This window comes from Nocardia kruczakiae NBRC 101016, assembly GCF_001612965.1.
GTDB lineage: Bacteria > Actinomycetota > Actinomycetes > Mycobacteriales > Mycobacteriaceae > Nocardia > Nocardia kruczakiae.
Genome location: NZ_BDBL01000036.1, coordinates 1 through 24,037 on the forward strand (window position 1 = coordinate 1; position 24,037 = coordinate 24,037).

Below are 24,037 nucleotides of genomic sequence, written 5' to 3' on the forward strand. Positions count from 1 at the left end.
CGGTGGGTGTGCCACCAAGGCCGAGCGAGCCGCCATCTGCTGGCGTGCCATCCAAGCCGACCGAACCCCCCCTGAGGGGTGATGCGGGGGCCGATGGTGGTGTGCCGCTTCTACAAGAGGTGTGGAAAGGGCGAGCAGGGGTTGCGAGTGCTGACGACGTAGCTCGCTTGATGGCCGGATACGACCTTCCTGAGGGTGTTCCGCAGAACCGGGTACACCTCGCCATCAATGACGCTCTACGAGTCACTCGGCAGAGCGGCGGCGGGTTCGACGACTTCGTCAGAAATGTCGACACCCGTCTGAAGGCGTACAAAATTAGCCTGGATGAGCCGTCGGCCGCGTCGGAGAGGTCGACAAGTGAGCGATCTTCGCGTGAGTCGGATGCGAATACCACAGAGCCGAAGGGTGATTCAGGGAAGGAATCGTCGGCCGACTCCGCCAGGGCGCCCAAGCCGGACGAATCGCCGGGACGGCGGGATCCGAGTAAGCCAAACGACGCAGACCGGCCGCCACTTTCGCCACCGGGCCGACCTGAGAGCCCGGCGGCTCGTCCGGGTAGCGAGGGGGACGGTAGTACAGGCAAGCCCGCGAAGAGCGGCGACGGCTCGCGTGGGGACGGTGAAGCCGGCTCGGGCGCGGGGAAGGGGAAGAAGAGCGGCGACGGTTCGGCTGGGGACGGCGAGGGCGGCTCGGGTCCGGGGAAGGGTAAGAAGAGCGACGCCTCTGAGGGGGAGGGTAAGGACGAGTCGGCCAAGAAGGGCAAGACAGGCAAGAAGAGCGACGACGCCTCTGACGGGGAGGGTAAGGACGAGTCGGCCAAGAAGGGCAAGACAGGCAAGAAGAGCGACGACGCCTCTGACGGGGAGGGTAAGGACGAGTCGGCCAAGAAAGGGAAGACAGGCAAGAAGAGCGACGACGCCTCTGACGGGGAGGGTAAGGACGAGTCGGCCAAGAAAGGCAAAAAAGGCAAAAAGGGCGGTTCCGACGACGACGTGGAGACCGGGACCAAATCCGAAGGCGTCGACGACAAGAGCAAGGACGACAAGGGTGCCGACGACAAGGCGGCCGACGACAAGGGTGCCGACGACAAGGCGGCCGACGACAAGGGCGACAAGAACAAGAAGAAGTCCGACGACGATGACGACGACCCCGCCAAGAAGAAGATGAGCAAGGGCAAGAAGCTTCTTCTGGGGGCCGCCGCCGTCGGCGCCGTCGGCTATTTCGCCTCGAACCACTGGTCGCCGTGGGGGCACCAGGGCGACGACGGTGGGTCGGGCGCTGGATCGGGTGAAGGCAGCGGCTCCGGTTCGGGATCCGGATCCGGTTCGGGGTCTCCGGCGCCGATCACCCCGACCGTTCCGAGTACGGCCACCGAGCCGACTCTGCTGAGGCCGACCGCGCCCTCCGGTTACTCGTATACGCCGACTTCGCCCTCTGCTCTGACGCCGACACAGCTGGGCCCGTCCTCGTCGGGGTCGGCGCCGAACGACGGCGCGTGGTCGAACGACCCGACTTCGCTGGATCCGACCACGCCGGGTTCCCAGCCGACCACCCCCGGTTCGCTCCCGGACGACGGTTCCTCCTCCGATGGTTCCGGCAGCCTCGCCCAAGATCCCAGCCAACTGTCTCCGGGGACCGGTCTCGGCAGTGGCGGCAGCGGGGTTTTCGGCGGTGGCGGCACGAGTGCCGATCCGATGGGCGGTATGGGAAACCTGCTGGGGGCCGCGATGGCCGCCATGACCATGATGTCCATGGGATCCGGTGTGGGACCGGACGACAGCGGTCAGGACCCGTATTACTACGACGACGGCGCCGTCGCGCAAGCGCCGCAACCCGCGCCGGCCCCCGCACCCGCCGCCGACAGCGGTGAGGGTTCTGGTTCGGGTGAGGGCTCGGGGTCTGGTTCTGGTGAGGGTTCAGGGTCCGGCTCTGGTGAGGGCTCGGGCTCTGGTTCCGGTGAGGGCTCGGGGTCCGGCTCCGGTGACGGTTCGGGTTCCGGCTCCGGTGACGGTTCGGGTTCCGGCTCCGGTGACGGTTCGGGGTCGGGCTCCGGCCACGGTTCGGGGTCGGGCTCCGGATCCGGTTCGGGTTCCGGTGAGGGCTCGGGTTCTGGCGACGGATCCGGCTCCGGCAATGCCTCGGGTTCCGGTTCCGGTGACGGTTCGGCCTCCGGTTCCGGCGATGCGTCGGGTTCCGGTTCCGGTGACGGTTCGGCCTCCGGTTCCGGTGCCGCCTCGGGTTCGGGCTCCGGCACTACCTCGGCTTCCGGCCAGGGGTCGGGCACGGCCTCGGCGCACAGCTCCGGTCCGGGCGATACCGCGAATTCCGGTGCCGACTCGGCGAATTCGAGTTCCGATTCGAATCCCGCCGCCGAGCCCACCGCCGTCCCGGCGAACTATCGCCCGGGAGATCGCTGGCAGTTCGGCATATCCCCGCCCGGCTCACATCCCTGGCAGCGACTCGCCACCACCAGCCCCGCGAACGGCTCCAACCCACCGCCGACCAAGACCTGAGCGTACGCACGAAAAAACCGGTGCGGGTCGCGAACCCACACCGGTTTTCCGTTGTCCCGCAATCTACTTCAGCTGCGCGCTGGTCAGCTCGAGCACGCGCCGCGCCACGATCAGCTGCTGGATCTGCTGGGTGCCTTCGAAGATGTCGAGAATCTTTCAGCAGAAGTTGTGCGATCTCGACGGATGGCCCGGATATCCGATCTGCGCTGCGGCTTTCTGTCTTCGTGGTTCTTGGTGTTTCTGGGCACTTTCCGATGCTCGGCGGCCTGGGGACGGCCTGGGGGAGATGTCGGCGAACTGAGGCCTTGCGGGTCTGCGCTAGCGGTTACGAGCAACTTCGACCGGTTTCGGCGACCGGTTTCGGCCATACTGAACCATGTGCCGTCGACCGAGGATTCCACATCCAGCGAGAGCCTTGTAACTGAGCAGGCGTACGAGCCTTCGATCACGCCAGAGAACTACATCACTGATCGCTTAGAGCAGTACCAAGGTTGGTATGACAAGAAGGCTGTCAAGATGAAGGCCAATCATCTTCGGATACGGGTCGTGTCCGTCGGTGGTGGTATTACGGTCCCCGCTCTCGTCAACCTCCCGTTCTCGTGGGCTACAGTCGTCGTCACCATCGTGAGTCTGATTGTGGCGTGCTCAGTTTCGCTCGACAGCGTGTTCAAGTACCGAGAGCAGTGGAAGAACTACAGATCTACTGAACAGCTACTCGGTCACGAGAAGGTCTACTTCCGCACGAGGACTGGCGCCTACGAAGGATTGGATGAGGCGACGGCGTTCCGAAACTTGGTGGAGCGAGTCGAAGGCGCGATCGCGGCCGAAAATTCAGCAACATTGAATGTCATGACCACCGCCCAACAGGTCACTGAGCCCGACTACGCGCGCTATGCCGCAGCAGCGTCGTGACTAACCGCCTTCTGCTCCGGAGGCAGCCCCGTTGGGTATTGCGAGGTTTGGGGCTGGGCGCTCCCGTATGGCGAGCAGTGGGTTCTGTATGCGTTCGTACGGCGGCATCGGTACTACTTGTGACATCGTGGTGACACTGTGATGTGGCACCATTGATCAATGAACACCCTGAACAGCGGCGATACTGAAGAGGCATGGGCTCCATTCGGTTTGGATGATGAAGAGGTTGCTGCTCGGACGGCGCTCGATCCGGGGATCTCTTACTGGCTCGCAAATTCCTTATGGGAGTGGGTGCTTGAGAGGCTGATTCGTAACAGCACCGACACCGCCGTTGGCAAGGTGATCTGGTGGGACATGGAGAAGGTCAGGCGCTGCGAGCGAGTGCTTAGGGTGCCGGTCCCTGTCGTCTTCGGAGACACCGCCCTGGACGCCGACAGTGCGCTGGACCATCTAAGGCGTACTTTTGGGAAAACTGAGAAGCTTTCGTGGCAACTCGTCGATCTTTGTCTGTCGTCTGCCACCTCATCGGCGGCGTCGAAGATGGAGAACATCCTCACCGAAGCTGGCTCGGCGTGGACTGTCGGACAGCGACAAGGAAAGCGCGGCTTGGTGCAGCGCATGCCGGATGGTGTAGTCGCGGCAGCTGATAAGGCGTTTACGTACGGTGATGCTGGCAAGCGGCTAGCGTCAGCCTGGGAAGCTGCATTCGGTGTGAACCCAGACCCCGAGAGTGCTTATTCGCGCGCAGTTAAGGCAGTTGAGGACGCTGCGATCCCAGTCGTGAGCCCAAAGAACAAGTCCGCCACGCTCGGGACGGTCATCGCGGAAATCCGTAACGGTGGCAAGTTCAAGCTTCCGCATCTGCGAGAGCACGCAGATGCACAGACGCACGATGTCCTCTTGTCCATGCTCCAAATGCTCTGGACCGGACAACACGATCGGCACGGCGGCCCCTCTGCGGTCGCAGTCCCGAACGTCACGCAGGAGGAAGCCGAGACTGCGGTTGTGTTGGCGGTGAGCTTGGTCGGCTGGTTCGCAACCGGCAAGGTTCAGAAGTAGCCGCACCGGACAGAACTAAGCGTCGGCGGTGGCCCTGGTGGTGGTCGGGATGCGGCATAGAGGTGGGTTGGCTTCCGCCTGCCCCATAGGGCCTGCCCTTCTCGCGTAGAGGCTCCGGGGTCAAGGGTGGGCGAATGCCCATCACGTAGTGACGCGCAGCGCCCTTGAGGCTGGAGGGGCGCGGGAACACAATGCAGGCCGACCACCACCAGGGCCACGTGGCCGAAGGACACGCAAATCAGTAGATCGGGCCGAATCGTCGACCGGCGCCAGGGCTCTCTATCTACTAGATATAAGGCGAATTCGGCAGCGCCTCAACGCAAGTTGTGGCGGAAACCCGGTGCGGACGGAAGGACCGTCGTCCGCACCGGGTAACCGGCGTCCCGATGTGACCAGCATCGGGGTGATCGGCTGGAGTCGACGTCGTTGGCGACTCACTCACCGGCGGCGCTGCCGGTGGCCGAAGCGAGGGGGAAGGGGGCCGCAGCCCCCTCCGGGTCACTCGTAGGCGGCTGCGGGGTCGTAGGCGTCGGCGGCTGCCTGGTTGGCGAGGTCCTGCGCGTGGTGCGGGTGGCAGCGGTAGGTGGTGCGTCCGAACATGGCGGGCTGGGTCTCGGTGGCGGGGGCGTCGCAACCGCGGATTCCGCAGATGTAAGTGGTGGTGGTGCTCATCGGGAGGTCCTTCCTCGTTGCTGGGGTCGATCTGGGCTTGTCCAGACCGCCGGTGTGGGGTGCGGAAAAGGGTGGGCGAATGCCCATCACGAAGTGACGCGTAGCGCCCTTTGGAGTGCCCTGCGTCGGTGGTATGCCTTCGGCGGATCGTCCATAGCAATGGAAGGATCGGTGAGCGCTGGAACCTGCTGGTGTGGAATCGAACTGCGTCGGCCCCAACACCGAGATCCTGGTGAGCTTCCTCGGATATCCGGCTACCGAGGGCGACCACAGCCGGTCGACTGAGCTGGTGGCCGGCCGATTCGGTCCTCGGCTGCGGGAGGCCCGGCCGGGTACGGCAGACGTCGCGCCCAGCACTGCCACGTCGTTGCATGAAGTGGTCAGATAGGAACGGGCGGCGTTCTACCACGTCGCCAGAGCGGCGCCGACGCGCCCGACGCGCCCGCTTGCCGCAGCTTGCGTAGGCGGGCGGTTGCGCGGCGCCGCGTGGCGGCGCCGCTAGGCGGCGCGCCAGCGCCGCCCTTGATCGAGGTCGAGTCGGACAAGCGTGAGGGCAAGTACATCGATCCGCGGGCAGGGCGACGGAAGTTTCGGCAACAGGGTGATAGCTGGGTGAAGGCACAGAGCCCTGATCCGGCCACCCGGGAAGCCCTGCGTAGCCGCCTGGAAAGCCGCATCTATCCAGTTTTCGGGGATATGTGGCTCGGAAGCATTGGCCCGGCGAATCTCCGGGATTGGATCGACGATTTGGACACACGGAAGTACGCGGACAACTACAAAGCTGTGTTGTTCGACATCGTGGCAGGGATCTTCGACTCGGCGATTGATGACAAGCTGATCCGCGAGAACCCCTGTCACGCGAAGTCCGTGCGCCGGCCGATTCGCAGAAGCCCGAAAGTTGTTGTGTGGCCCCATGAACGGGTCCGGGCCGTGCGGGGAGCTATGAGTAAGCGCTACGACATCGCGGTGCCGTTGGGTGCCGGGCTGGGCTGCCGCCAGGGTGAAATCGTTGGATTCTCGCCGGAGCTGGATATCGACCGTGAAGCTGGTGTGGCCCATGTGCAGCGGCAAGTGAAGCTCGTGAAGGGGAAGTTGATGTTTGCCCTGCCCAAGCGGGGAAAGACACGTTTTGTGCCGCTGGCTCCGGCATTACTGGGTGACATCGACGATACATGGAGCAGTACCCGCCCGTATGTGTGACCTTGCCATGGGGCAGCGCTGACGGCGAACCAGTGACCGTTCCGCTGATGATCACGCATCCGAATGGAGGTGCCATCGGAGGCGACCTGTTCACCAAAATCGCTTGGCGCCCAGCGTTTTCCAAGGCAGGGTTGGAATATCAGAACCGCGCTGATGGGATGCACGCGCTTCGGCATCTGTACGCCTCGACACTCCTAGCGCGCGGAGTGTCGATCAAAGAGCTGGCGGAGTATCTCGGCCACGCCGATCCGGGGTTCACGCTGAAGTTCTATGCGCACCTGCTCGATGACAGCCACGAACGTGCACGACTCGCAGTGGATGCGGCCTGGAAAGACTGGTATCCGAGCGATGACGGCCTAGCGGCGGCCTGAGAGGGAATCTTGATCGGAACAGCGTGTCCAGGAACGAAAGAACCGGTGCGAGTCATGAAGCGGACTCGCACCGGTTTTCCGTTGTCCCGCAACCTACTTCAGCTGCGCGCTGCTCAGCTCGAGCACGCGCCGCGCCACGATCAGCTGCTGGATCTGCTGCGTGCCTTCGAAGATGTCGAGAATCTTCGAGTCACGGCTCCACTTCTCCAGCAGGGTGCGCTGGGAGTAGCCCACCGCACCGGCCAGTTCGACGGCCTTCAAGGTCACGTCGGTGCCCATGCGCCCGGCCTTGGCCTTGGACATGGAGGCTTCGAGGGAGTTGGGCTTCTTGTTGTCGGCCATCCACGCCGCGCGCAGGGCGAGCAGGTAGGCGGCTTCCCAATCCGATTCCATACGAAGGAATTCCGCGGCGGCGGCGGACTGGTTGTTGGCGGGGATGTCGTAGGAGATCTCCACGCCGGACTCCTCGAGGATGGTGCGCAGTTCCTCGAGGGCGGCGCGACCGACGCCGATGGCCATCGCGGCCACCAGCGGGCGGGTGTTGTCGAAGGTCTGCATGACCCCGGCAAAACCCTTCTCCACGTTGACTTCCGGGCTGCCGAGGATGTTGTCGGCCGGAATGCGGCAGTCCTCGAGGCGCAGTTCGGCGGTGTCGGAGGCCTTGATGCCGAGCTTGTGCTCGAGGCGAGCGACGGTGAGGCCCTTGGCATCTCGCGGCACCACGAACGACTTGATGGCCGCGCGGCCCTTGGACTTGTCGACCGAGGCCCACACCACGATGTGGGTGGCGCGGGAGCCGGCGGTCACGAAGATCTTGGTGCCGTTGAGGACCCACTCGTCGCCGTCGAGCACCGCGGTGGTCGACACGGCCGCGGAGTCCGAACCGAAGGACGGTTCGGTGATGGCCATCGCCGCCCACACCTTGCCGAAGCGCTCGAGCTGTTCGTCGGTGGCGACGGCGGCGATGGCCGCGTTGCCGAGTCCCTGATAGGGGATCGACAGCATCAAACCGACGTCGCCCCAGCAGGTTTCGAGCGCGTTCAGCAGGGCGGACATATTGCCGCCGTTGCTGTTGCCGAGCAGTTCGGTGGCATGGCTGTCGGCGGCGTCGTCGCCCGACTTGGCCTTGCGGCCGCCGGTGGCGCCGGAGATGTCCTGGGTGCCGGAGTCGGCCAGGCCCTCCACCATGGCGGCCATGGTGTCGAGCTCCACCGGGTATTCGTGCTCGGCCAGGTCGTACTTGCGCGAGATGGGGCGGAAGATCTCGGCGGCGACCTGGTGGGCCTGGTTGGCGCTGGCCCGCAGCTTCTTGGGGAGTTCGAGATTGATCATCGGAATGTCTCCATCAATACGGTTCAGGGGGTCGAGGAGACCCGGATCAGATCAGGACCACACCTTCGGCGACGCCGATCGCCCGCAGATCGCGGTACCAGCGCTCGACCGGGTGTTCCTTGGTGTAGCCGTGACCGCCGAGCAGCTGCACACCGTCCAGGCCGATCTGCATGCCCTTGTCGGTGGCGAACTTGCGGGCCAGCGCCGCCTCCCGGGAGAAGGACAGCCCCTGCTCCGCGCGTGACGCACCCCGCAGGGTCACGAGCCGCAGGCCGTCGAGTTCGATGGCGATGTTGGCGACCATGAACGCCACCGCCTGCCGGTTCGCGATCGGCTCGCCGAACGCCTCGCGCTCCTTCACGTACGGCTTGACGTAGTCCAGCACGGCCTGGCCGGTGCCGACCGCGAGCGATGCCCAGCCCAGGCGGGCCAGCCGCACGGCGTCGGCGTACTCCTCGGCGCGCTGCGCGGCGTCGCCGTCACCCAGGATGGCCTCGGCCGGAACCGCGACGTTGTCCAGGATCAGCCGGCCCAGACCGGCGGCGCGCAGGCCCATGCTCGGATCGGCCTCGATCACCACACCCGGCGTATCCGATTCGACGATGAAAAGCGCGGGGCGGCCGTCGATTTCGGCGCCGACGATGAACAGCTCGGCGTCGGCGGCGGCCGGAACCAGGCTCTTGACACCGTTGATTCGGTAGCCGCTGGGGGAGCGGGTGGCCTTGGTCTGCAGCGCGAACGGATCGAACAGCGCCCGCGGCTCACTGATCACGACCGAGGCCTGCGGCACGTTCTCACCCGTGAAGGCGCCCAGGTAGGTCTGCTGCTGTGCGTCCGAACCCCACTGCGACAGCGCGACGGCCACACCCGACGGGGCCAGGATCGGCAGCGCCAGGCCCATATCGCCGTGCGCCAGCGCCTCGGCGACCAGCGAGTTGGTGACGGCGCCGCGCTCGGTGGCCGCACCCTCGAGTTCCTCGGGCACGTTGATCAGCGTGATGCCCAGTTCGGCGGCGCGCTCGAGCAGATCCTTGGGCGCCTGGGCCGCGCCGTCGGCCTCGTAGGCCGCCGGGCGCAGGATCTCCGCGGCGAATTCGCGCACCGTCTCGACGATCATCTGCTGTTCGTCGGTCGGGGTGAGGTCGAAGTAGTCCTTGCTGCGGGACTCGTTGGCGGGCAAGCGCTTCGGCTTACCGCCACCGGATACCTTGCCGAATGCGCGGGTCGCGGCGCCGAGCGTGCGGAAGCCGGTCTTGGTGCCCTCGTAGGTCAGCCGTTCGATGGGCTTGCGCAGGTTGTACTTCTCGGCCAGTTCGGAACCGGTAATGGTCGTCATGACCCGCATGGCCGCGCCCATCCAGTCGCGCTTGACCGGGTTGAGGCCGACGGCGGAATCCGGACGTCGCTCCGTTGCGGTGTCTCGAGTGCTCATAGTCACCAGTCTTCTCGGGTGTGGGTGTCGGGTGATCGGTCCCAGGATCTTACTTTCGAGTAAGTCTATCTTACTCCAGAGTAAGAACGCAGTCGAGAGGCTGCGCATATCGCCGTGATCTCGATCCCATCGCCGCCTCGGCAACCGCCCCGCACAAGTAGGGCAATTGACCAGGACGGCCACCGAGTACCCAGGTGCGGACGAGCCGAACGCGGGCGAACGGCGAACGCCGCATCGGCCGGTCTTCGGCGCGATGCGGCGTTCGGTTCAGTGGGGTGTTGGAGGGTGTTGGATTCCGGGAGTTGTTCGAGAGGTGCGCTCGCCGGGGGGCGGTCGGCAGGACGAGACCCGTGTCGGCCGTCGTCCTCAGGGGCGCAGCGCGGCGAGTACCGAGTCGTGCAGCAACCCGTTGGTGGCGACCGCGCTACCGTGATGCGGTCCGGGGGTTCCGTCCAGCGCGGTGAAGCGGCCGCCGGCCTCGCGCACCAGCACATCGAGGGGCGCCAGATCCCACAGCGAGACCTCCGGCTCGGTGGCGATATCGACCGCGCCCTCGGCGAGCAGGCAGTAGCCGAAGAAGTCGCCGTAGCCGCGGGTGCGCCACACCTGATCGGTCAGCTCGATCAACTGATCCCGCAGGCCCAGGTCCCGCCAGCCGGACAGGCTGGAGATCGCGAGACTGGCCGAATTCAGGCCGCCGACCGCGGACACCGTGATCGGCTTCGGCTCTCCGGTCTCGAAGCGGGTCCACGCGCCGGAACCCGTTGCGGCCCACCAACGTCGGCTCAACGCGGGCGCGCTGACGACGCCGACGACCGGAACGCCGTCCTGCAGCAGTGCGATCAGACTGGCCCACACCGGAACTCCGCGCACGAAATTCTTGGTGCCGTCGATCGGATCGATCACCCACTGCCGTCCGATGAATTCGGCCTCACCGCCGAACTCCTCACCCAGCACGGCGTCGTGCGGGCGTCGCTCGATGAGGATTTCGCGCAGCGCCCGCTCCACCGCCAGATCCGCGTCCGAGACGGGAGTCAGATCCGGTTTGCTGTTCACCTTCAGGTCGAGGGCGCCGAAACGATCACGGGTGATCGCATCGGCCGCATCGGCCAACAGCAGGGCAAGTTCGAGATCGCCGGCATGATCGCTCACAGGGCAACCGTAATCGGCGCACCCGATCGGAGCCATTCGGCCTCGCGCCGGCCCACCTACTGCTGCGGATTCCAGACCGCGGGCCAATCCTTACCGCGGAAGGCCGCGTCGATACCGCCGTCGCAGAAGATCACCGAGCCGACGAAGAAGCCCGCCTTGTCCGACAGCAGGAAGGCCGCGAGGTCGGCGATCTCCTCCGGGCGTCCCGGCCGCGCGATCGGGGTCATGGCGAGAAACTGCTTCATTCCCTCGCCGGTGAGCGCGTCCTTGCTGCCCTCCTGGGTCATCGGAGTGTCGATGATGCCGGGCGCGATGGCGTTGAGGCGGATGCCGTCGGCGATGTATTCCGCCGATTTGGTGCGGGCGTACCAGGCCAGGGCCGCTTTCGTCGCCGGATAGGCCTGGATCGCGCCCAGGTCGCCGAACGATTCGGCGATGCCGCGGGCCCGTTCCTCGTCGCCGGCCAGGCACGCGTCGGCCAGCTCCACCGGCCAGAGCGGTTGTGTCGTCGTGGAATTCGACGACACCAGCACCACCGAGGCGTTGCCGGATTCGCGCAGCAGCGGCCGCACCCCCTCCAGCAGCGCGATCGCGCCGAAATAGTTCACCGACACCACGAGCCCACCGGGACGCCCCGTCGCGGCCGCGACCCCGGCGAAGGGAAGGAATCCGTCCAGCCGGCCTTCGCTGATCCGGGTGACCTCGGCGACCGCGTGCGCCCGGCCCTCGGCCGTGGCCAGGTCGGCGGTCACTTCGGTGTCGCGCAGATCGACACCGATCACCCGGTGCCCTTCCTTCTCCAGGTGGGCGGCGACGGCCGCCCCGATCCCCGACGCGCTCCCGGTTACGGCGATGGTCCCCATCGACCCTCCTGTTTCGGCTGGATGAAACCGCGAATCCGACTTCGGAATCGAGGCTAGTGGCCGGGACCGGTCGTGCGGTGTTCCGTTCCGCTGAGCGGGCCTGCCGGACTGCGTGCGGCCGGCCGCCGGGACCACCACGGCACTGATTCGTCGGTAGGGCGACCTCCATCGGCTCGTCGTCGCTGAACTAATCGTGCAAACCGCGCCGCATCGGGCGGTTTTCGCGTTTTCTCGTCGAGGTTTGCACGATTAGTTCACCCTGCACTGACCTCGAGCCCGCGTCGGCCGTGGTTCACGCCGCGACCCGCGCCGCAGCCAAAGCGCTCGCCCACCAATGCAATTGGTCGAGCATTCCCGCGGCCGCCGCTTCGGATTCGCCCGGTGCGGTCCATCGTCCCTCGGCGTCGAACTGCTGGTAGTACCGAGGGAAGGACACGTAGTCCCGGATCGTGTGCGCGTTCAGCTCGGCGAACACCTGCCGCAGATGCGCGATGGCGTTCAGCCCGCCGCTCGCCCCGCTGTAGCCCACGAAGCCGATCGCCTTGCGGTCCCACTGCGTGTAGTGCCAGTCGATCGCGGTTTTGATCGAGGCCGGGTAACTGTTGTTGATATCCGGCGTGACGACGACCATCGCGTCGGCGGCGTCCAAGCGCGCGGTGAGATCGAGCATTCCCGCCGGCCGCTGCGGATTCGGTTCGATCCGCGGTGAGACGGCCGGCAGCGCGACGGGCAGCTCAGCCTCGGCGAGATCGATCAGGTCGACCTCGAAGCCGTCGTGCCGCCGGGCCTGCTCGGCGAACCACTCACCGACCACCGGCCCGAAGCGGCCCTCCCGGACGCTGGCGATGACAACTGCGAGCCGCATTGTGCTGCTGGACATTTCGGTTCTCCTTCGGAAAGCGTCGTTCGCTGACATCGACTCTGCCGTCCGGGCGCGCGGCCAGGGAGCCCGCTGTGAGGGTGGTAGTGAGAGGGATACCCTCGGCGCGCCCCGCGCTGTTAGCGTCGATCTGTGAGCGATAACGAGCTGGGGCTTTTCCTGCGTACTCGCCGGGAGGCGGTCACCCCCGCCGAGGTCGGACTCCCTGCCGGACCCCGCCGCCGCACCCCGGGACTGCGCCGCGCCGAACTCGCGACACTCGCCGGAGTCAGCGTCGAATATCTGATCCGGTTGGAACAGGGCCGCGACCGCCGTCCGTCGACGGCGGTGCTGTCCGCATTGGCCGATGCCCTCCGGTTGAGCCCGAGCGAACGCGTCCAGCTGCATCGGCTGGTCAAATCCGCCGACCCAGGATTCAGCTGCACCGGTGGCGCGCTGCCCAATCGTCTGGTCCGGCCCGCTGTGCAAGCGATTCTGGATCGTCTCGCCCCGGCACCCGCGGCCCTGTTCAACCGGCTCGGTGAGATCCTGAGCTGCACCGATGGCTACCGTGCGCTGGTCGGAGGCACCGGCTTGCTCGACCACGGCCTGCCCGCGGGCTACCCGCGCTGGCTGTTCACCGATCCACGGGCCCGCGTCGTGTACCCGGAGTGGGACCGCCGTGCCGATCTGGTGGTGGCGAATCTGAAGGCCGGTCCCTTCCGCTCGGATCCGACCATCGCCGTGCTCGCCGACGAGCTGAGCCTGCTGGCGGGCGCCGAATTCACCCGTCGCGTGGCCGACATCGCCGGACTGCCCGATACCAGCGGCATCAGCCGGATGGACCATCCCGAGGCCGGCCCGCTGCGGCTGGCCTACGAACGGCTGGACCTGTCCGCCGACGACGACCAGTACATCCAGGTCCAGCTGCCCGCCGACGACGCGACCGCCGCGGCCCTCGACGCACTGCTGGGCCGGCGCCCGGGTGGACTGCGCGCGGTATCGGGCTGAGCCGCGGCTGCCGGCGCCTCGCCGCATTTCACCGCCACCTGCGCGAGCGGTAGATTGGACAACCGTGCATCCTGACGTTTCCGCTGATCTCGCCGAACTCGACACCACGTTGAAGACTGTCGAGTCGGTGCTCGACGTCGACGAACTGCGCCGTCGCATCGACGAGCTCGAACATCAGGCCGCCGACCCGGAGCTGTGGAACAACCAGGAGCACGCCCAGCAGGTGACCAGCGAGCTGTCGCACGCTCAGGGTGAGCTGCGCCGCGTCACCGAACTGCGCCAGCGCCTCGATGATCTGCCGGTGCTCTACGAACTCGCCGAGGAGGAAGAGGGCGAGGCCCGCACCTCCGCGCTGGCCGACGCCGACGCCGAACGCGCGGCGCTGCACGCCGACGTCGAGGCGATGGAGGTTCGCACCCTGCTCTCGGGCGAATACGACAAGCGCGAGGCGCTGGTCAACATCCGCTCGGGCGCGGGCGGGGTGGACGCCGCCGACTGGGCGCAGATGCTGATGCGCATGTACGTGCGCTGGGCCGAGCGTCACAAGTATCCGGTCGAGATCTACGACACCTCCTATGCCGAGGAGGCCGGCATCAAGAGCGCCACCTTCGCGGTGAAGGTGCCCTACGCCTACGGCACCCTCTCGGTGGAGATGGGAACCCACCGCCTGGTGCGGATCAGCCCCTTCGACAACCAGGGCCGGCGCCAGACCTCGTTCGCCGAGGTCGAGGTGCTGCCGGTGGTCGAGGGCACCGACCATATCGAAGTCCCGGAATCGGAGATCCGCGTCGACGTGTACCGCTCGTCGGGTCCGGGTGGTCAGAGCGTCAACACCACCGACTCGGCGGTGCGGATCACCCACATCCCGACCGGCATCGTGGTGACCTGCCAGAACGAGAAGTCGCAGCTGCAGAACAAGATCTCGGCGATGCGCGTGTTGCAGGCGAAACTGCTCGAGCGCAAACGCCAGGAGGAGCGCGCCGAGATGGATGCGCTCAAGACCAACGAGGGCGCCTCCTGGGGTAATCAGATGCGCTCGTACGTGCTGCACCCGTATCAGATGGTCAAGGACCTGCGCACCAACTTCGAGGTGAACAATCCGTCCTCGGTTCTCGACGGTGATATCGACGGCTTCATCGAAGAGGGAATCCGCTGGCGGATGCGTCAGGACGGGTGAAACCCGTCTATCACGGCACAATCACGGCATATCGGTCGGCAGGCGGTCGTAGTAACCTGTCTGGCGTGTGTTCGGGCGGCAGAATGGCTTGTGTCGGTGCACGGTTGATACCGGAAAGGATGCGCCGATGACGACGACTCTCGCTGCCGGAACCGGGGCGGAATTCACCTCGTGGCTGCGCGGCAGCGGCCTCGAGATCGTGCTGCTGATCGTGGGCGCGATGCTGTTCAGCCGCTTCGCCACCTTCGTGCGCGACCGGATCACCCGCCGCATCGACTCCGGCTTCCAGAGCAGCGATTCGCTGGTCCGCACCGAGGCCGCCAAACATCGGCACGCCCTGGCCCAGGTCATCACCTGGGTCGTGCTGGTGATCGTGTACTTCCTGGTATCGCTGGAAGTGTTGCGGCGCTTGGGCTTTCAGCTCAGCGGCCTGGTCGCGCCGGCGGCGGTGCTCGGTGCCGCGCTCGGTTTCGGCGCCCAGCGCATCGTGCAGGACCTGCTCGCCGGATTCTTCCTGATCACCGAGCGGCAGTACGGATTCGGTGATGTGGTGCGCATCGCGGTCACCGGGCAATCCGAGCCGGCCGAAGGTACCGTGGAGGACGTCACGCTGCGGATCACCACGCTGCGCAATCCCGATGGGGAGGTCATCACGGTGCCCAACGGGCAGATCGTGAAAGTGACCAATCTGTCGAAGGATTGGGCCCGTGCGGCGATCGATGTGCCCGTGCCCGCCAGCGCCGACATCACCAAGGTCAACGAAATCCTGCACGAGGTGGGCGCCAAGGCTTTTCAGGATCGCCGCCTGAAATCGCTACTGCTGGACGAACCTACGGTGATGGGTCTGGAAGATCTCACCGTCGATCAGATGAACATCCGGATGGTGGCCCGCACACTGCCGGGTAAACAATTCGACGTCGGACGTGAGCTGCGCGTGCGTGTCGCCGCGGCGCTGCGTCGGGAGGGTTTGAGTGAAACCGCGTAAATCGACCGCGATCCTGCTCAGTGTCTGGGTCGCGACGCTCGTGTTGTATCTGTTCGTGAAACCGGCCACGCCGGACCATTCCGGTTTCAACATCGCGAATACCGTTTCCGGTTCCGCGCTGACGACCGCGCCCGCCCGCTGACCTCTCTGTGACAAGTCGCACGGCGCGGAGTGGGCCGGAGTGTGCCCTGACTTCGCTGGCTACACTGGCACCTCGTGATCACCCTGCGGAACGTCACCAAGTCTTATAAAACCTCGACGAGACCCGCGCTGGACAATGTTTCCGTCGAGGTCGACAAGGGCGAGTTCGTCTTCATTATCGGACCGTCCGGGTCGGGTAAATCGACGTTCATGCAACTGTTGCTGCAAGAGGTCAAGCCGACCACCGGCGAAGTGCATGTCGCCGATTTCCGGGTCGACCGGTTGCCGGGACGGCGGGTGCCCAAGCTGCGCCAGCGCATCGGCTGCGTCTTCCAGGATTTCCGATTGCTGCAGCAGAAGACGGTCGAGCAGAACGTGGCTTTCGCGCTCGAGGTGATCGGCAAGAATCGCAAATTCATCAATCGGGCGGTGCCGGAGGCGCTGGACCTGGTGGGTTTGTCCGGTAAGGCGGACCGCCTGCCGACCGAGCTGTCCGGCGGTGAACAGCAGCGGGTCGCGATCGCACGCGCGTTCGTGAACCGGCCGCTGGTGCTGCTCGCCGACGAGCCCACCGGCAACTTGGACCCCGACACCAGTCAGGACATCATGATGTTGCTGGAACGCATCAACCGCACGGGCACCACGGTGCTGATGGCCACCCACGACAACCACATCGTCGACGCCATGCGCCGGCGCGTGGTCGAACTCGATCGCGGGCGCCTGGTCCGCGACGAGGCCACCGGCGTGTACGGGGTGGGCCGGTAATGCGCGCGAGCTTCCTGTTCGGTGAGGTCTTCAACGGCCTACGCCGCAACGTCACCATGACCATCGCGATGATCCTCACCACCGCGGTCTCGCTCACCATGCTCGGCGGCGGCATGCTGGCCGTCCGGATGGCCGACAAGACCGAGCAGTACTTCCTGGACCGGCTCGAGGTGCGGCTGTACCTGACCGAGGACGTCTCGGCCAACGATCCGGACTGCTCCCAGGATCCGTGCAAGGCGCTGATGTCGTCGCTCAAATCCGAGCCCGGCGTGGAATCGGTGCAGTACCTCAATCGCGAGGAGGCGGTCCGCGAGGCGAAGGAGAAGACCTTCAAGGACCAGCCCGAGCTGGCCAAATATGTCAGCGAGTCGCCGCTGCCGGCCTCGCTGCGCGTCAAGATGACCGACGCCGCGCAGTATCCGCGCATCTTCAAGGACTTCCAGGGCAAGCCCGGCGTCGGATTCGTGCGCAACGACAAGGACATCGTCGACCGGCTGGTGAGCCTGTTCGACGGCCTGCGCAACGCGGCCTTCGGCCTGGCCGTGCTGCAGGCCCTGGCCGCCCTGCTGCTGATCGCGAATATGGTGCAGATCGCGGCGTTCACCCGCCGGGAGGAAGTCGGCATCATGCGTCTGGTCGGTGCGACGCGCTGGTACACCCAGCTGCCGTTCCTGCTCGAGGCGGTGGTCGCGGCGCTGGCCGGGTCGGTGCTGGCGGTGATCGGACTGATGATCGCCCGGCCGCTGGTCATCGACCGGGCCCTCGGTGATCTGTTCGCCTCGAAGGTCTTCCCGCGCATCACCGGCGATGACATCGCGGTGGTGGCGCTGACCGTGGTTCCGGTGGGCATCGTGTTCGCCGCGCTGACGGCCTACGGCACGCTGCGCTACTACGTGCGCGAATAGGGTCGTTCCGGGTTTCAGCCGGAGCAGAGCAGGTCGATGGCTTCGATGCGGTCGCCCGCGTCGGCGAAGATGTGTTGTTCCGCGATCCGGGCGGGCGCGTCGGTGCCGATCGGCCGCATGCGGACCAGATACCGCAGATACAACTTGTCGCCGACGCGGCCGGTCTCGCAGCTGAGCACCTCGAACGAGTCGGGGCCGCCGAACCAGTGCCGGAACCGGCTCACCGCGGCGTCGGCGGTGTCGGTGTCGAAGGGACCCGGCGGGATCAGCCCGCGCATCCGGATGTGCGGAGCGAGACAACGCGACAGGGCGGTGAAGTCGCGGGCGGTCAGTGCGTCGAGGAATCGGCCTGCTACCGGCCGATCCGTGGTGGGGGTGGGTGTGATCGTGGTCATATTCTTTTTGTACGGCCACGGGGGTTGTCCGCACATCGGGCGAACAACCGATCTTGCGAGACGAGTGCGCCGATCGGCGCTCAGTCCGCGCCCACCAAGCCGTGCCGCATGGCGAACATCGCCGCGGCGCCCCGGGTGGTGACGCCGATCTTCGTATAGATGTGCTCGATGTGGGTGCCCGCCGTGCGCGGCGTGATGGACAACTGCGCCGCGATCTGTTTGTTCGACCGCCCTCGCACCAGCAGTTGAAGCACCTCGATCTCCCGCGCGGTCAGGCCGGCGACCTGCCGGATGCGGCGCGGGGCCCGCTGTCCGGCGGCTTCCAGAACCGCGCGCACCGCGTCGGAATCCAGCCGACCGGTGGCGACCTCGTCTCGCAGAATCGCGCAGCGCTGATCGAGGGCCATGGCCGCGCGATACGGCCGCTCCTCGCCGAGCGCCTGAAATGTGTCGGCGGCCGCGATCAACCGCGCCGACGGCGGAATCGCCGCACCCGACACGCCGCGCGGATAACCGGAACCGTCCATCCGTTCATGGCACAGACCCGCCACCGTGCCGAGCCGGCGCAGCCGCGCACACCGCGACAACACGCGCTCGGTGAGATACGGAACCATCCGGACCCGTTCGAATTCCGCCGGCGACAGCGCGGTGGGCTTGTTCCAGATACCGGTGGAGACGCCGGTGACGCCGAGTCTCGACACCAATGCCGCTCGCGTCACCTCCGCCGCCTCTTCGCCGGCCATCCCGCAGCGCAGCGCGGCGGCGCCGGCCAGTGCGGCGGTCGCGCGGGTGTGGCCCAGAAACCACGGCGACTTCAGGTCGGCGTAGTCGGCGAAGATCTCCAGCACCTCGGTCAGCTCCGCATCGGGCACCCAGCGATCCAGCGCGGCGCAACCGTCGATGACGGCACTCCAGGCATCGACGGAATCGATGTCGGCGAGTACGTCGGGCCGCCGCTCGCACAGTGCCACCAGCTCCGGATCGAATTCGGTGCCGCTGCGCGAACGCAGCATCTCGACGGCGGCCGCGGGGCCGCCGAATCGGCAATAGACCTCGGCGTCGTCGGCGATCTGGACCACCCGCATCACCCGCGTGATCCGCGCACCCGCGATCCCGTTCGGCACGCCTTTGCCGTCCCACCGCTCGAACGCTTGCGGCAGCGCGGCGCACACCTCGTCCTGCAACCGCAACCGATCCGCGATATCGGCCGTCGTCTGACAGTGGGTCACGAAGGAATGCATCGCATCCCGGAATCCGCTGGTCAGAAAGGCGCCGGTCAGCGCCATCCGTCGGATCGGCGACAACCCCGGACCGATGTGGCCGAGCAGAAACCCCATCATCGGCAGCCCGGCCTTGTCGACCCGATAGCTGTCGGCCCGGATCACCCGATCGTCTCCGAACCAGTGCGCCATCTCGTGCGAATCCGCGACACACCCCACCCACGCGAGCAGCGACACATAGAACGCGGCCGCCTGCTCCGCGCCGGAGAACCCGGCGGCCTTCGCCAGCCGCGTGGCGATCACCGTCTGCCGCAGCACATGCTCCTCCGGCTGCCCCAGACCGAGATCCGTGGCCAGCGACAGCGAGGCGACCAACTCGGCCAGCCGCAACCCGACCGGCGGTGTGTCCATGGAGTAATTGTGCTCGTGTTTTCGGCCTCCGCTTCGCTGCGGCGAGGTCTGGGGTGCACGGGGTGCGGCTGTGGATTGGGGGTTCGGATCGTCGGTGGGGGTCCGTAGGATGGCTGGCGTGAATTCCCCGGAGACGCTCGAGACGGCCGACGCTTCGTCGCGCACTGTGGAAAACGATGCGGCGCAACAAGTTCTGCAGCGCGTATTCGGGTACGACAGTTTCCGGGGATTACAGCGCGAGATCGTGGAGCAGGTCGTCGCCGGTGGCGATGCTCTCGTTCTGATGCCCACCGGCGGCGGCAAGTCGCTGTGTTATCAGATTCCGGCGCTGGTGCGGCCCGGAGTGGGTGTGGTCATCTCACCGTTGATCGCGCTGATGCAGGACCAGGTCGACGCGCTGACCGCGCTCGGGGTGCGGGCCGGCTTCCTCAACTCCACCCAATACCCGGACGAGCGGCGCACGGTCGAAGCGCAGTTCGTCGCGGGCGAACTGGACCTGTTGTATCTGGCGCCGGAGCGGTTGAAGCTCGAATCGACCGCGGATTTGCTCGATCGTGGCAAGGTGTCGGTCTTCGCCATCGACGAGGCGCACTGTGTCTCGCAGTGGGGCCACGACTTCCGGCCCGACTATCTGGCGCTGTCGGTACTGCACGAACGCTGGCCGGACGTGCCGCGGATCGCCTTGACCGCCACCGCCACCGAGGCCACCCGCCGCGAGATCGCCGAACGGCTGGACCTCACCGGGGCGAAGCATTTCGTCGCGGGATTCGACCGGCCCAATATCCAGTACCGGATCGAGCCGAAGAATCGCGCCGATCAGCAACTGCTGTCCTTCATCCGCACCGAACATCCGGGGGAGGCGGGCATCGTCTACTGCCTGTCCCGCAACTCGGTCGAACGAACCGCGGAATTCTTGTGCCGCAACGGAATCGAGGCGGTGCCCTATCACGCCGGCCTGGATGCGCGCACCCGTGCCACCAATCAGTCCAGGTTCCTGCGCGAGGACGGTCTGATCGTCGTCGCGACCATCGCCTTCGGCATGGGCATCGACAAACCCGATGTGCGGTTCGTGGCACATCTGGATCTGCCCAAGTCGGTGGAGGGCTACTACCAGGAGACCGGCCGCGCCGGCCGCGACGGACTGCCGTCCACCGCCTGGATGGTCTACGGACTCAATGATGTTGTGCAGCAACGCAAGATGATCGACTCCTCCGAAGGCGACGCGGCGCACCGGCGGCAGTTGCAACTACATCTGGACGCGATGCTCGCGCTGTGCGAGACCGTGCAGTGCCGCCGCACCCAGCTGCTCAACTACTTCGGCCAGTCCGGTGACACCTGCGGCAACTGCGACACCTGCCTGAATCCGCCGGAATCCTGGGACGGCACGGTCGCCGCGCAGAAGGTGCTCTCGACGGTGCTGCGGCTCAAGCGCGAACGCGGGCAGAGCTTCGGCGCCGGACATATCGTCGACATCCTGCTCGGGAAGTCGAATCCGAAAGTGTTGCAGCACAAGCACAACGAATTGAAGGTCTTCGGCGTAGGTGCCGATCTGCGTGATACCGAATGGCGCGGCGTGATTCGCCAGTTGCTCGCCCAGGGCCTGCTCGCGGTGCACGGTGAATATGGCGTACTGACCCTCACCGAAGCCAGTGACGAGGTGCTGTTCAAGAAGCGCCCGGTCCACATGCGCCGCGAGCCGGAACGGGTGAAGCCACCGCGCGCCGTCAAGGCGAAGGCGTCCCGTCTCGCCGCGGCCGAGCTGGCACCCGCCGCCGCGGGACTGTTCGAACAGCTCCGCACCTGGCGTGCCTCGGTCGCCAAGGAGCAGGGCGTTCCCGCCTACGTCGTCTTCCACGACGCCACTCTGCGCGATATCGCCGGCCGGGCCCCTTCGAACCTGGCCGAACTCGGCGGCATCAGCGGCATCGGTGAGAACAAACTCGCGAAGTACGGGGAGGGCGTTCTCGAGGTGGTCGCGGGATTCGCGGCATCCGGCGCGGGCGGCTCGGACGGAGCGGGCGCGGAGGCAACGGCCCCACGTCCGAACCGGGCCGAGCGACCGGACTCGCGTGGTTCTTCCCGCGCCACCGCACCGAGGCCCCGATCGCGCACCGAACGGTCTCGTGGCCCGGTGACGGGTTCGAGGTTCGAGGCCGCGGAACCGGCAGTCCCGAGTGATTCCGTGAACTGGGACATCCCCGACGCCGATTTCGAGCCCCCGCCGGACGACTCCTACTGAACTGCTCGGTGACCCGGCCTGCCCGCTCACCAGTGTGGTCGGCGGTATCCCCCGCCGTGCGGCCGGTGCCGGCCGCCGGTTGGGACACCAGTGCCACGTTTATCCCTCCGCCCGGCGCGGGTAACCGTCTCGCCGTGACGCATGGCCAGGACGGAGTGATCGAGAGCAACGGGTTGCCGGGAAACCACGACAGGGCTGCGGGCGCCGATTCGACTGTGCCCGCCACGCCGGATCCTTCCCGGATCGGGGTGCGGCCGGTGGGCGGGATAGGCATGCCGCGGCAGTTGCGGCGGGTCCGTACCGGGATGCGGCCCTCGACGCTGGCACTGATTACCGTCTGGATTGCCGTTTTGGCGCTCTATCTGGCGGTGCGACCGGGCGGATAGCGGTAGCGTGCCGCTATGTCCCACGACCATCACGACGACCGCTCCGATCAGTCGTCGGATTCCGGCCCCGGCGGCGATCCGCCGGACGCCGCGAAACCCGGACCTCGCCGCACCCGCGCGGATTCGGTCGAGGCCGGGTGGCTGCGTCCGCACGCGAACCCGCTGGGTCGCCCGCGAGTGACGACCGTGGTCCTGCTGCTCGCGTGGATCGCCCTACTGATTCTGTATCTGCAGGTCCGTCCCGGCGGCTGAGCGCGCGTCAGCGGTCGGCGCCGACGCGCTCCCACATCATCGCTTCGTGCCAGCCGTAGCGTTGAAAGGCCCAGTCCTGCACGGTCTTTGCGACGAGTTCGAAGGCGGGGGAGTGCGGGGTCCCCCAGCGCGCGGTGTCGCGGACGCTGGCGCGGAACTGCATACCCGGCCCGCCCCCGCCGTACTCGACGATATAGCCGCGGCCGTCGTCGGGATCGATGCGCCGATCCATCTCGACGCGCAGATAATGTTGGGCCGCAGGCGAACCCGGGCGTTCGACGACGAGTTGGGGTTCTCGGTAATCCAACTCGGCCAGGAGGTCGTGTAGTTGCGCATCGGTCGGGTCGTCGAGTACACGATCCGAGGCGGTGCTCACTCTGAATCTGGGTACCGTTGTCACGCAACCATTTTGCGCGCTCGCGCGGCGAAGGGCACACGGAATCGGTTCCCGGCGGTGGGGATGTCCGCATTCGTCCGCAGCCGACGACCTCCGGAGCGGTGTTTTCTCTCCGCGGCGCCGGTCTCCCCGCGGCCGGGGCCGGCTGCCGGATGTCAGCCGACCGTGAGCCGGATCACGGCATGTTCCGGGCCGGAATTTCGTTTTCCTTCTGTTCGGCGGCCGTGTAAACCGGACAGGTCCGTACGCTCAGCGGGCATCGAGGCACAATGACAGCGTGGAGCGCCGCCGAGCTGCGCGGAGTCGAGGGAAAGGTGTTCATGAAGGAGAAGGGGCGCAAGGTCATCGCCACCAACCGCAAGGCGCGGCACAACTACACGATCCTCGACACCTTCGAGGCGGGGATCGCGCTGGTCGGTACCGAGGTGAAGAGCCTGCGGGAGGGTAAGGCGTCGCTGGTGGACGCCTACGCCACCATCGACGACGGTGAGGTGTGGCTGCGTGGCCTGCACATTCCCGAATACGGGCACGGCACCTGGACCAACCACGCCCCGCGCCGCACCCGGAAACTGCTGCTGCACCGTCGCGAGATCGACAAGCTCACCGGTAAGACCAAGGAGAGCTCGCAGACCCTCGTCCCGCTGTCGATGTACTTCACCGACGGCAAGGTGAAGGTCGAACTGGCGCTGGCCAAGGGTAAGCAGGACTACGACAAGCGCCACGATCTGGCGCGCCGCACCGCGGAGCGAGAGGTGACGCGCGAACTCGGCCGGCGCGTGAAAGGCATGCGCTGACCGGCGGGAATGGATGAAGGCGAAGTGATGTTAGTATGAACAGCCCGGCCCACCAGCCGGGTGTTCGACTGAGTTGACTACGGGGCTGATCGGTTTCGACTGCGTACGTCGATTCAGGGGAAGCGTGTCGGTGCAGGCAGGAGACCACCGTAAGCGTCGCTGTAACCCAATAAGCGCCGATTCTCATCAGCGCGACTACGCTCTCGCTGCCTAAGCAGTAGAGCGTGTCTGTCAGTCCGGGTTTGCTCTCGGCCCGGGTACTGGCATCAGCTAGAGAGCTTCACCGTCCGGCTCGGTCGCGGAGTCGTACGGGACAACAAACAGCGACTGGGATCGTCATCTCGGCTTGTTCGCGTGACCGAGAGATCCGAGTAGAGGCCTAGCGAACTGCACACGGAGAAGCCCTGGAGAAGCGGCGGAGGACCCGGGTTCAATTCCCGGCAGCTCCACCACAGGCCCCTCACCTGCCCCAGGTGAGGGGCTTTTTCATGCCGGCGCCGGTGACGCTGTCCAGCCATCCTGATGGGCGTGGGTGAGAGAGATGGCTAGCGGAGTATTAGCCGCTGCGTAGCCCTCGACCGCGGCAGCTGAACC

24 protein-coding genes and 1 other RNA gene are annotated in these 24,037 nt (G+C 66.4%); 16 read left to right on the forward strand and 9 right to left on the reverse strand.

The features are described from left to right. The first annotated feature begins 170 nt into the window (after positions 1–170). The 3 genes from NK1_RS35310 to NK1_RS24065 all read left to right on the forward strand — a co-directional run bounded on the left by NK1_RS35310 (position 171) and on the right by NK1_RS24065 (position 4,484). Positions 171–2,513, forward strand: a complete 2,343-nt coding sequence (locus NK1_RS35310) for a hypothetical protein (protein ID WP_157104416.1) — start codon at positions 171–173, stop codon at positions 2,511–2,513. 183 nt (positions 2,514–2,696) lie between these two features. Then, positions 2,697–3,425 carry a DUF4231 domain-containing protein gene (locus NK1_RS36075; protein ID WP_084461478.1) on the forward strand — a complete coding sequence of 243 codons (729 nt, stop codon included), beginning with the start codon at positions 2,697–2,699 and terminating at the stop codon, positions 3,423–3,425. Positions 3,426–3,584: 159 nt separating this feature from the next. Next, positions 3,585–4,484 carry a hypothetical protein gene (locus NK1_RS24065; protein ID WP_157104417.1) on the forward strand — a complete coding sequence of 300 codons (900 nt, stop codon included), beginning with the start codon at positions 3,585–3,587 and terminating at the stop codon, positions 4,482–4,484. A gap of 498 nt (positions 4,485–4,982) precedes the next feature. On the opposite strand, the gene NK1_RS34705 is transcribed toward NK1_RS24065, so the two are convergent. Further along, positions 4,983–5,156: a hypothetical protein gene (locus NK1_RS34705; RefSeq protein ID WP_157104418.1), complete on the reverse strand. Its 174-nt coding sequence runs from the start codon at positions 5,154–5,156 to the stop codon at positions 4,983–4,985. Between the two features lie 612 nt (positions 5,157–5,768). On the opposite strand from NK1_RS34705, the gene NK1_RS35425 reads away from it, so the two are divergent. Beyond that, the gene (locus NK1_RS35425) at positions 5,769–6,356 is read left to right on the forward strand and encodes a site-specific integrase (protein WP_218023167.1); all 588 of its coding nucleotides are present in this window, start codon (positions 5,769–5,771) and stop codon (positions 6,354–6,356) included. 47 nt (positions 6,357–6,403) lie between these two features. Next, positions 6,404–6,727, forward strand: a complete 324-nt coding sequence (locus NK1_RS35430; RefSeq protein WP_218023168.1) for a tyrosine-type recombinase/integrase — start codon at positions 6,404–6,406, stop codon at positions 6,725–6,727. 93 nt (positions 6,728–6,820) lie between these two features. Here the strand turns inward: NK1_RS35430 and NK1_RS24080 are convergent, their stop codons facing one another. The 5 genes from NK1_RS24080 to NK1_RS24100 all read right to left on the reverse strand — a co-directional run bounded on the left by NK1_RS24080 (position 6,821) and on the right by NK1_RS24100 (position 12,386). Then, positions 6,821–8,059 carry an acyl-CoA dehydrogenase family protein gene (locus NK1_RS24080; RefSeq protein WP_063012184.1) on the reverse strand — a complete coding sequence of 413 codons (1,239 nt, stop codon included), beginning with the start codon at positions 8,057–8,059 and terminating at the stop codon, positions 6,821–6,823. 46 nt (positions 8,060–8,105) lie between these two features. Further along, on the reverse strand, positions 8,106–9,491 hold the full coding sequence (locus NK1_RS24085; RefSeq protein WP_039780112.1) for an acyl-CoA dehydrogenase family protein: 1,386 nt from the start codon (positions 9,489–9,491) through the stop codon (positions 8,106–8,108). A gap of 366 nt (positions 9,492–9,857) precedes the next feature. Continuing rightward, positions 9,858–10,643, reverse strand: a complete 786-nt coding sequence (gene hisN, locus NK1_RS24090) for a histidinol-phosphatase (protein WP_245660771.1) — start codon at positions 10,641–10,643, stop codon at positions 9,858–9,860. Positions 10,644–10,699: 56 nt separating this feature from the next. After that, the gene (locus NK1_RS24095) at positions 10,700–11,506 is read right to left on the reverse strand and encodes an SDR family oxidoreductase (protein ID WP_063012188.1); all 807 of its coding nucleotides are present in this window, start codon (positions 11,504–11,506) and stop codon (positions 10,700–10,702) included. 292 nt (positions 11,507–11,798) lie between these two features. Then, the gene (locus NK1_RS24100; protein ID WP_063012190.1) at positions 11,799–12,386 is read right to left on the reverse strand and encodes an NADPH-dependent FMN reductase; all 588 of its coding nucleotides are present in this window, start codon (positions 12,384–12,386) and stop codon (positions 11,799–11,801) included. A 132-nt stretch (positions 12,387–12,518) separates the two neighbouring features. On the opposite strand from NK1_RS24100, the gene NK1_RS24105 reads away from it, so the two are divergent. The 6 genes from NK1_RS24105 to ftsX all read left to right on the forward strand — a co-directional run bounded on the left by NK1_RS24105 (position 12,519) and on the right by ftsX (position 17,349). Beyond that, positions 12,519–13,376 (forward strand): helix-turn-helix domain-containing protein, encoded by an 858-nt coding sequence (locus NK1_RS24105; RefSeq protein ID WP_063012192.1) that lies wholly within the window; start codon positions 12,519–12,521, stop codon positions 13,374–13,376. A 64-nt stretch (positions 13,377–13,440) separates the two neighbouring features. Continuing rightward, positions 13,441–14,553: a peptide chain release factor 2 gene (gene prfB, locus NK1_RS24110; protein ID WP_063012194.1), complete on the forward strand. Its 1,113-nt coding sequence runs from the start codon at positions 13,441–13,443 to the stop codon at positions 14,551–14,553. Between the two features lie 127 nt (positions 14,554–14,680). Further along, positions 14,681–15,538 carry a mechanosensitive ion channel family protein gene (locus tag NK1_RS24115; protein ID WP_063012196.1) on the forward strand — a complete coding sequence of 286 codons (858 nt, stop codon included), beginning with the start codon at positions 14,681–14,683 and terminating at the stop codon, positions 15,536–15,538. After that, a complete protein-coding gene (locus NK1_RS34710) occupies positions 15,525–15,680 on the forward strand; it encodes an Rv3103c transmembrane domain-containing protein (RefSeq protein WP_157104419.1) in 156 nt (51 codons plus the stop codon). Before NK1_RS24115 ends, NK1_RS34710 begins: the two co-directional genes overlap by 14 nt. A 74-nt stretch (positions 15,681–15,754) precedes the next feature. Then, entirely contained in the window at positions 15,755–16,444 is a 690-nt protein-coding gene (gene ftsE / locus NK1_RS24120) for a cell division ATP-binding protein FtsE (RefSeq protein ID WP_063012198.1), read from the forward strand. Further along, entirely contained in the window at positions 16,444–17,349 is a 906-nt protein-coding gene (ftsX, locus tag NK1_RS24125) for a permease-like cell division protein FtsX (protein ID WP_039780104.1), read from the forward strand. The genes ftsE and ftsX overlap by 1 nt, the downstream gene beginning before the upstream one ends. 14 nt (positions 17,350–17,363) lie before the next feature. Here ftsX and NK1_RS24130 read toward each other — a convergent pair whose 3' ends face one another. Next, complete coding sequence (locus NK1_RS24130) at positions 17,364–17,744, reverse strand: nuclear transport factor 2 family protein (RefSeq protein WP_063012200.1); 381 nt, start codon at positions 17,742–17,744, stop codon at positions 17,364–17,366. Between the two features lie 80 nt (positions 17,745–17,824). Next, positions 17,825–19,375 carry an HD domain-containing phosphohydrolase gene (locus tag NK1_RS24135; RefSeq protein ID WP_063012202.1) on the reverse strand — a complete coding sequence of 517 codons (1,551 nt, stop codon included), beginning with the start codon at positions 19,373–19,375 and terminating at the stop codon, positions 17,825–17,827. A 109-nt stretch (positions 19,376–19,484) separates the two neighbouring features. Between NK1_RS24135 and recQ the strand changes: the two genes are divergently transcribed. The 3 genes from recQ to NK1_RS24145 all read left to right on the forward strand — a co-directional run bounded on the left by recQ (position 19,485) and on the right by NK1_RS24145 (position 22,252). Further along, positions 19,485–21,614 carry a DNA helicase RecQ gene (gene recQ, locus NK1_RS24140; protein WP_063012204.1) on the forward strand — a complete coding sequence of 710 codons (2,130 nt, stop codon included), beginning with the start codon at positions 19,485–19,487 and terminating at the stop codon, positions 21,612–21,614. 155 nt (positions 21,615–21,769) lie between these two features. Beyond that, positions 21,770–22,000: an Rv3103c transmembrane domain-containing protein gene (locus tag NK1_RS35120; RefSeq protein WP_167354297.1), complete on the forward strand. Its 231-nt coding sequence runs from the start codon at positions 21,770–21,772 to the stop codon at positions 21,998–22,000. Positions 22,001–22,015: 15 nt separating this feature from the next. After that, a complete protein-coding gene (locus tag NK1_RS24145; protein ID WP_036504248.1) occupies positions 22,016–22,252 on the forward strand; it encodes a WLR motif membrane protein in 237 nt (78 codons plus the stop codon). Positions 22,253–22,259: 7 nt separating this feature from the next. Here NK1_RS24145 and NK1_RS24150 read toward each other — a convergent pair whose 3' ends face one another. After that, entirely contained in the window at positions 22,260–22,628 is a 369-nt protein-coding gene (locus tag NK1_RS24150) for a hypothetical protein (protein WP_039780101.1), read from the reverse strand. A 341-nt stretch (positions 22,629–22,969) separates the two neighbouring features. On the opposite strand from NK1_RS24150, the gene smpB reads away from it, so the two are divergent. Together smpB and ssrA are read left to right on the forward strand one after the other, a co-directional pair. Next, positions 22,970–23,443, forward strand: coding sequence for an SsrA-binding protein SmpB (smpB, locus tag NK1_RS24155; protein WP_039780117.1), 474 nt, complete (start codon positions 22,970–22,972; stop codon positions 23,441–23,443). An 81-nt stretch (positions 23,444–23,524) separates the two neighbouring features. Then, positions 23,525–23,895: a transfer-messenger RNA gene (gene ssrA, locus NK1_RS24160) on the forward strand. The last annotated feature ends 142 nt before the right edge of the window (positions 23,896–24,037 follow it).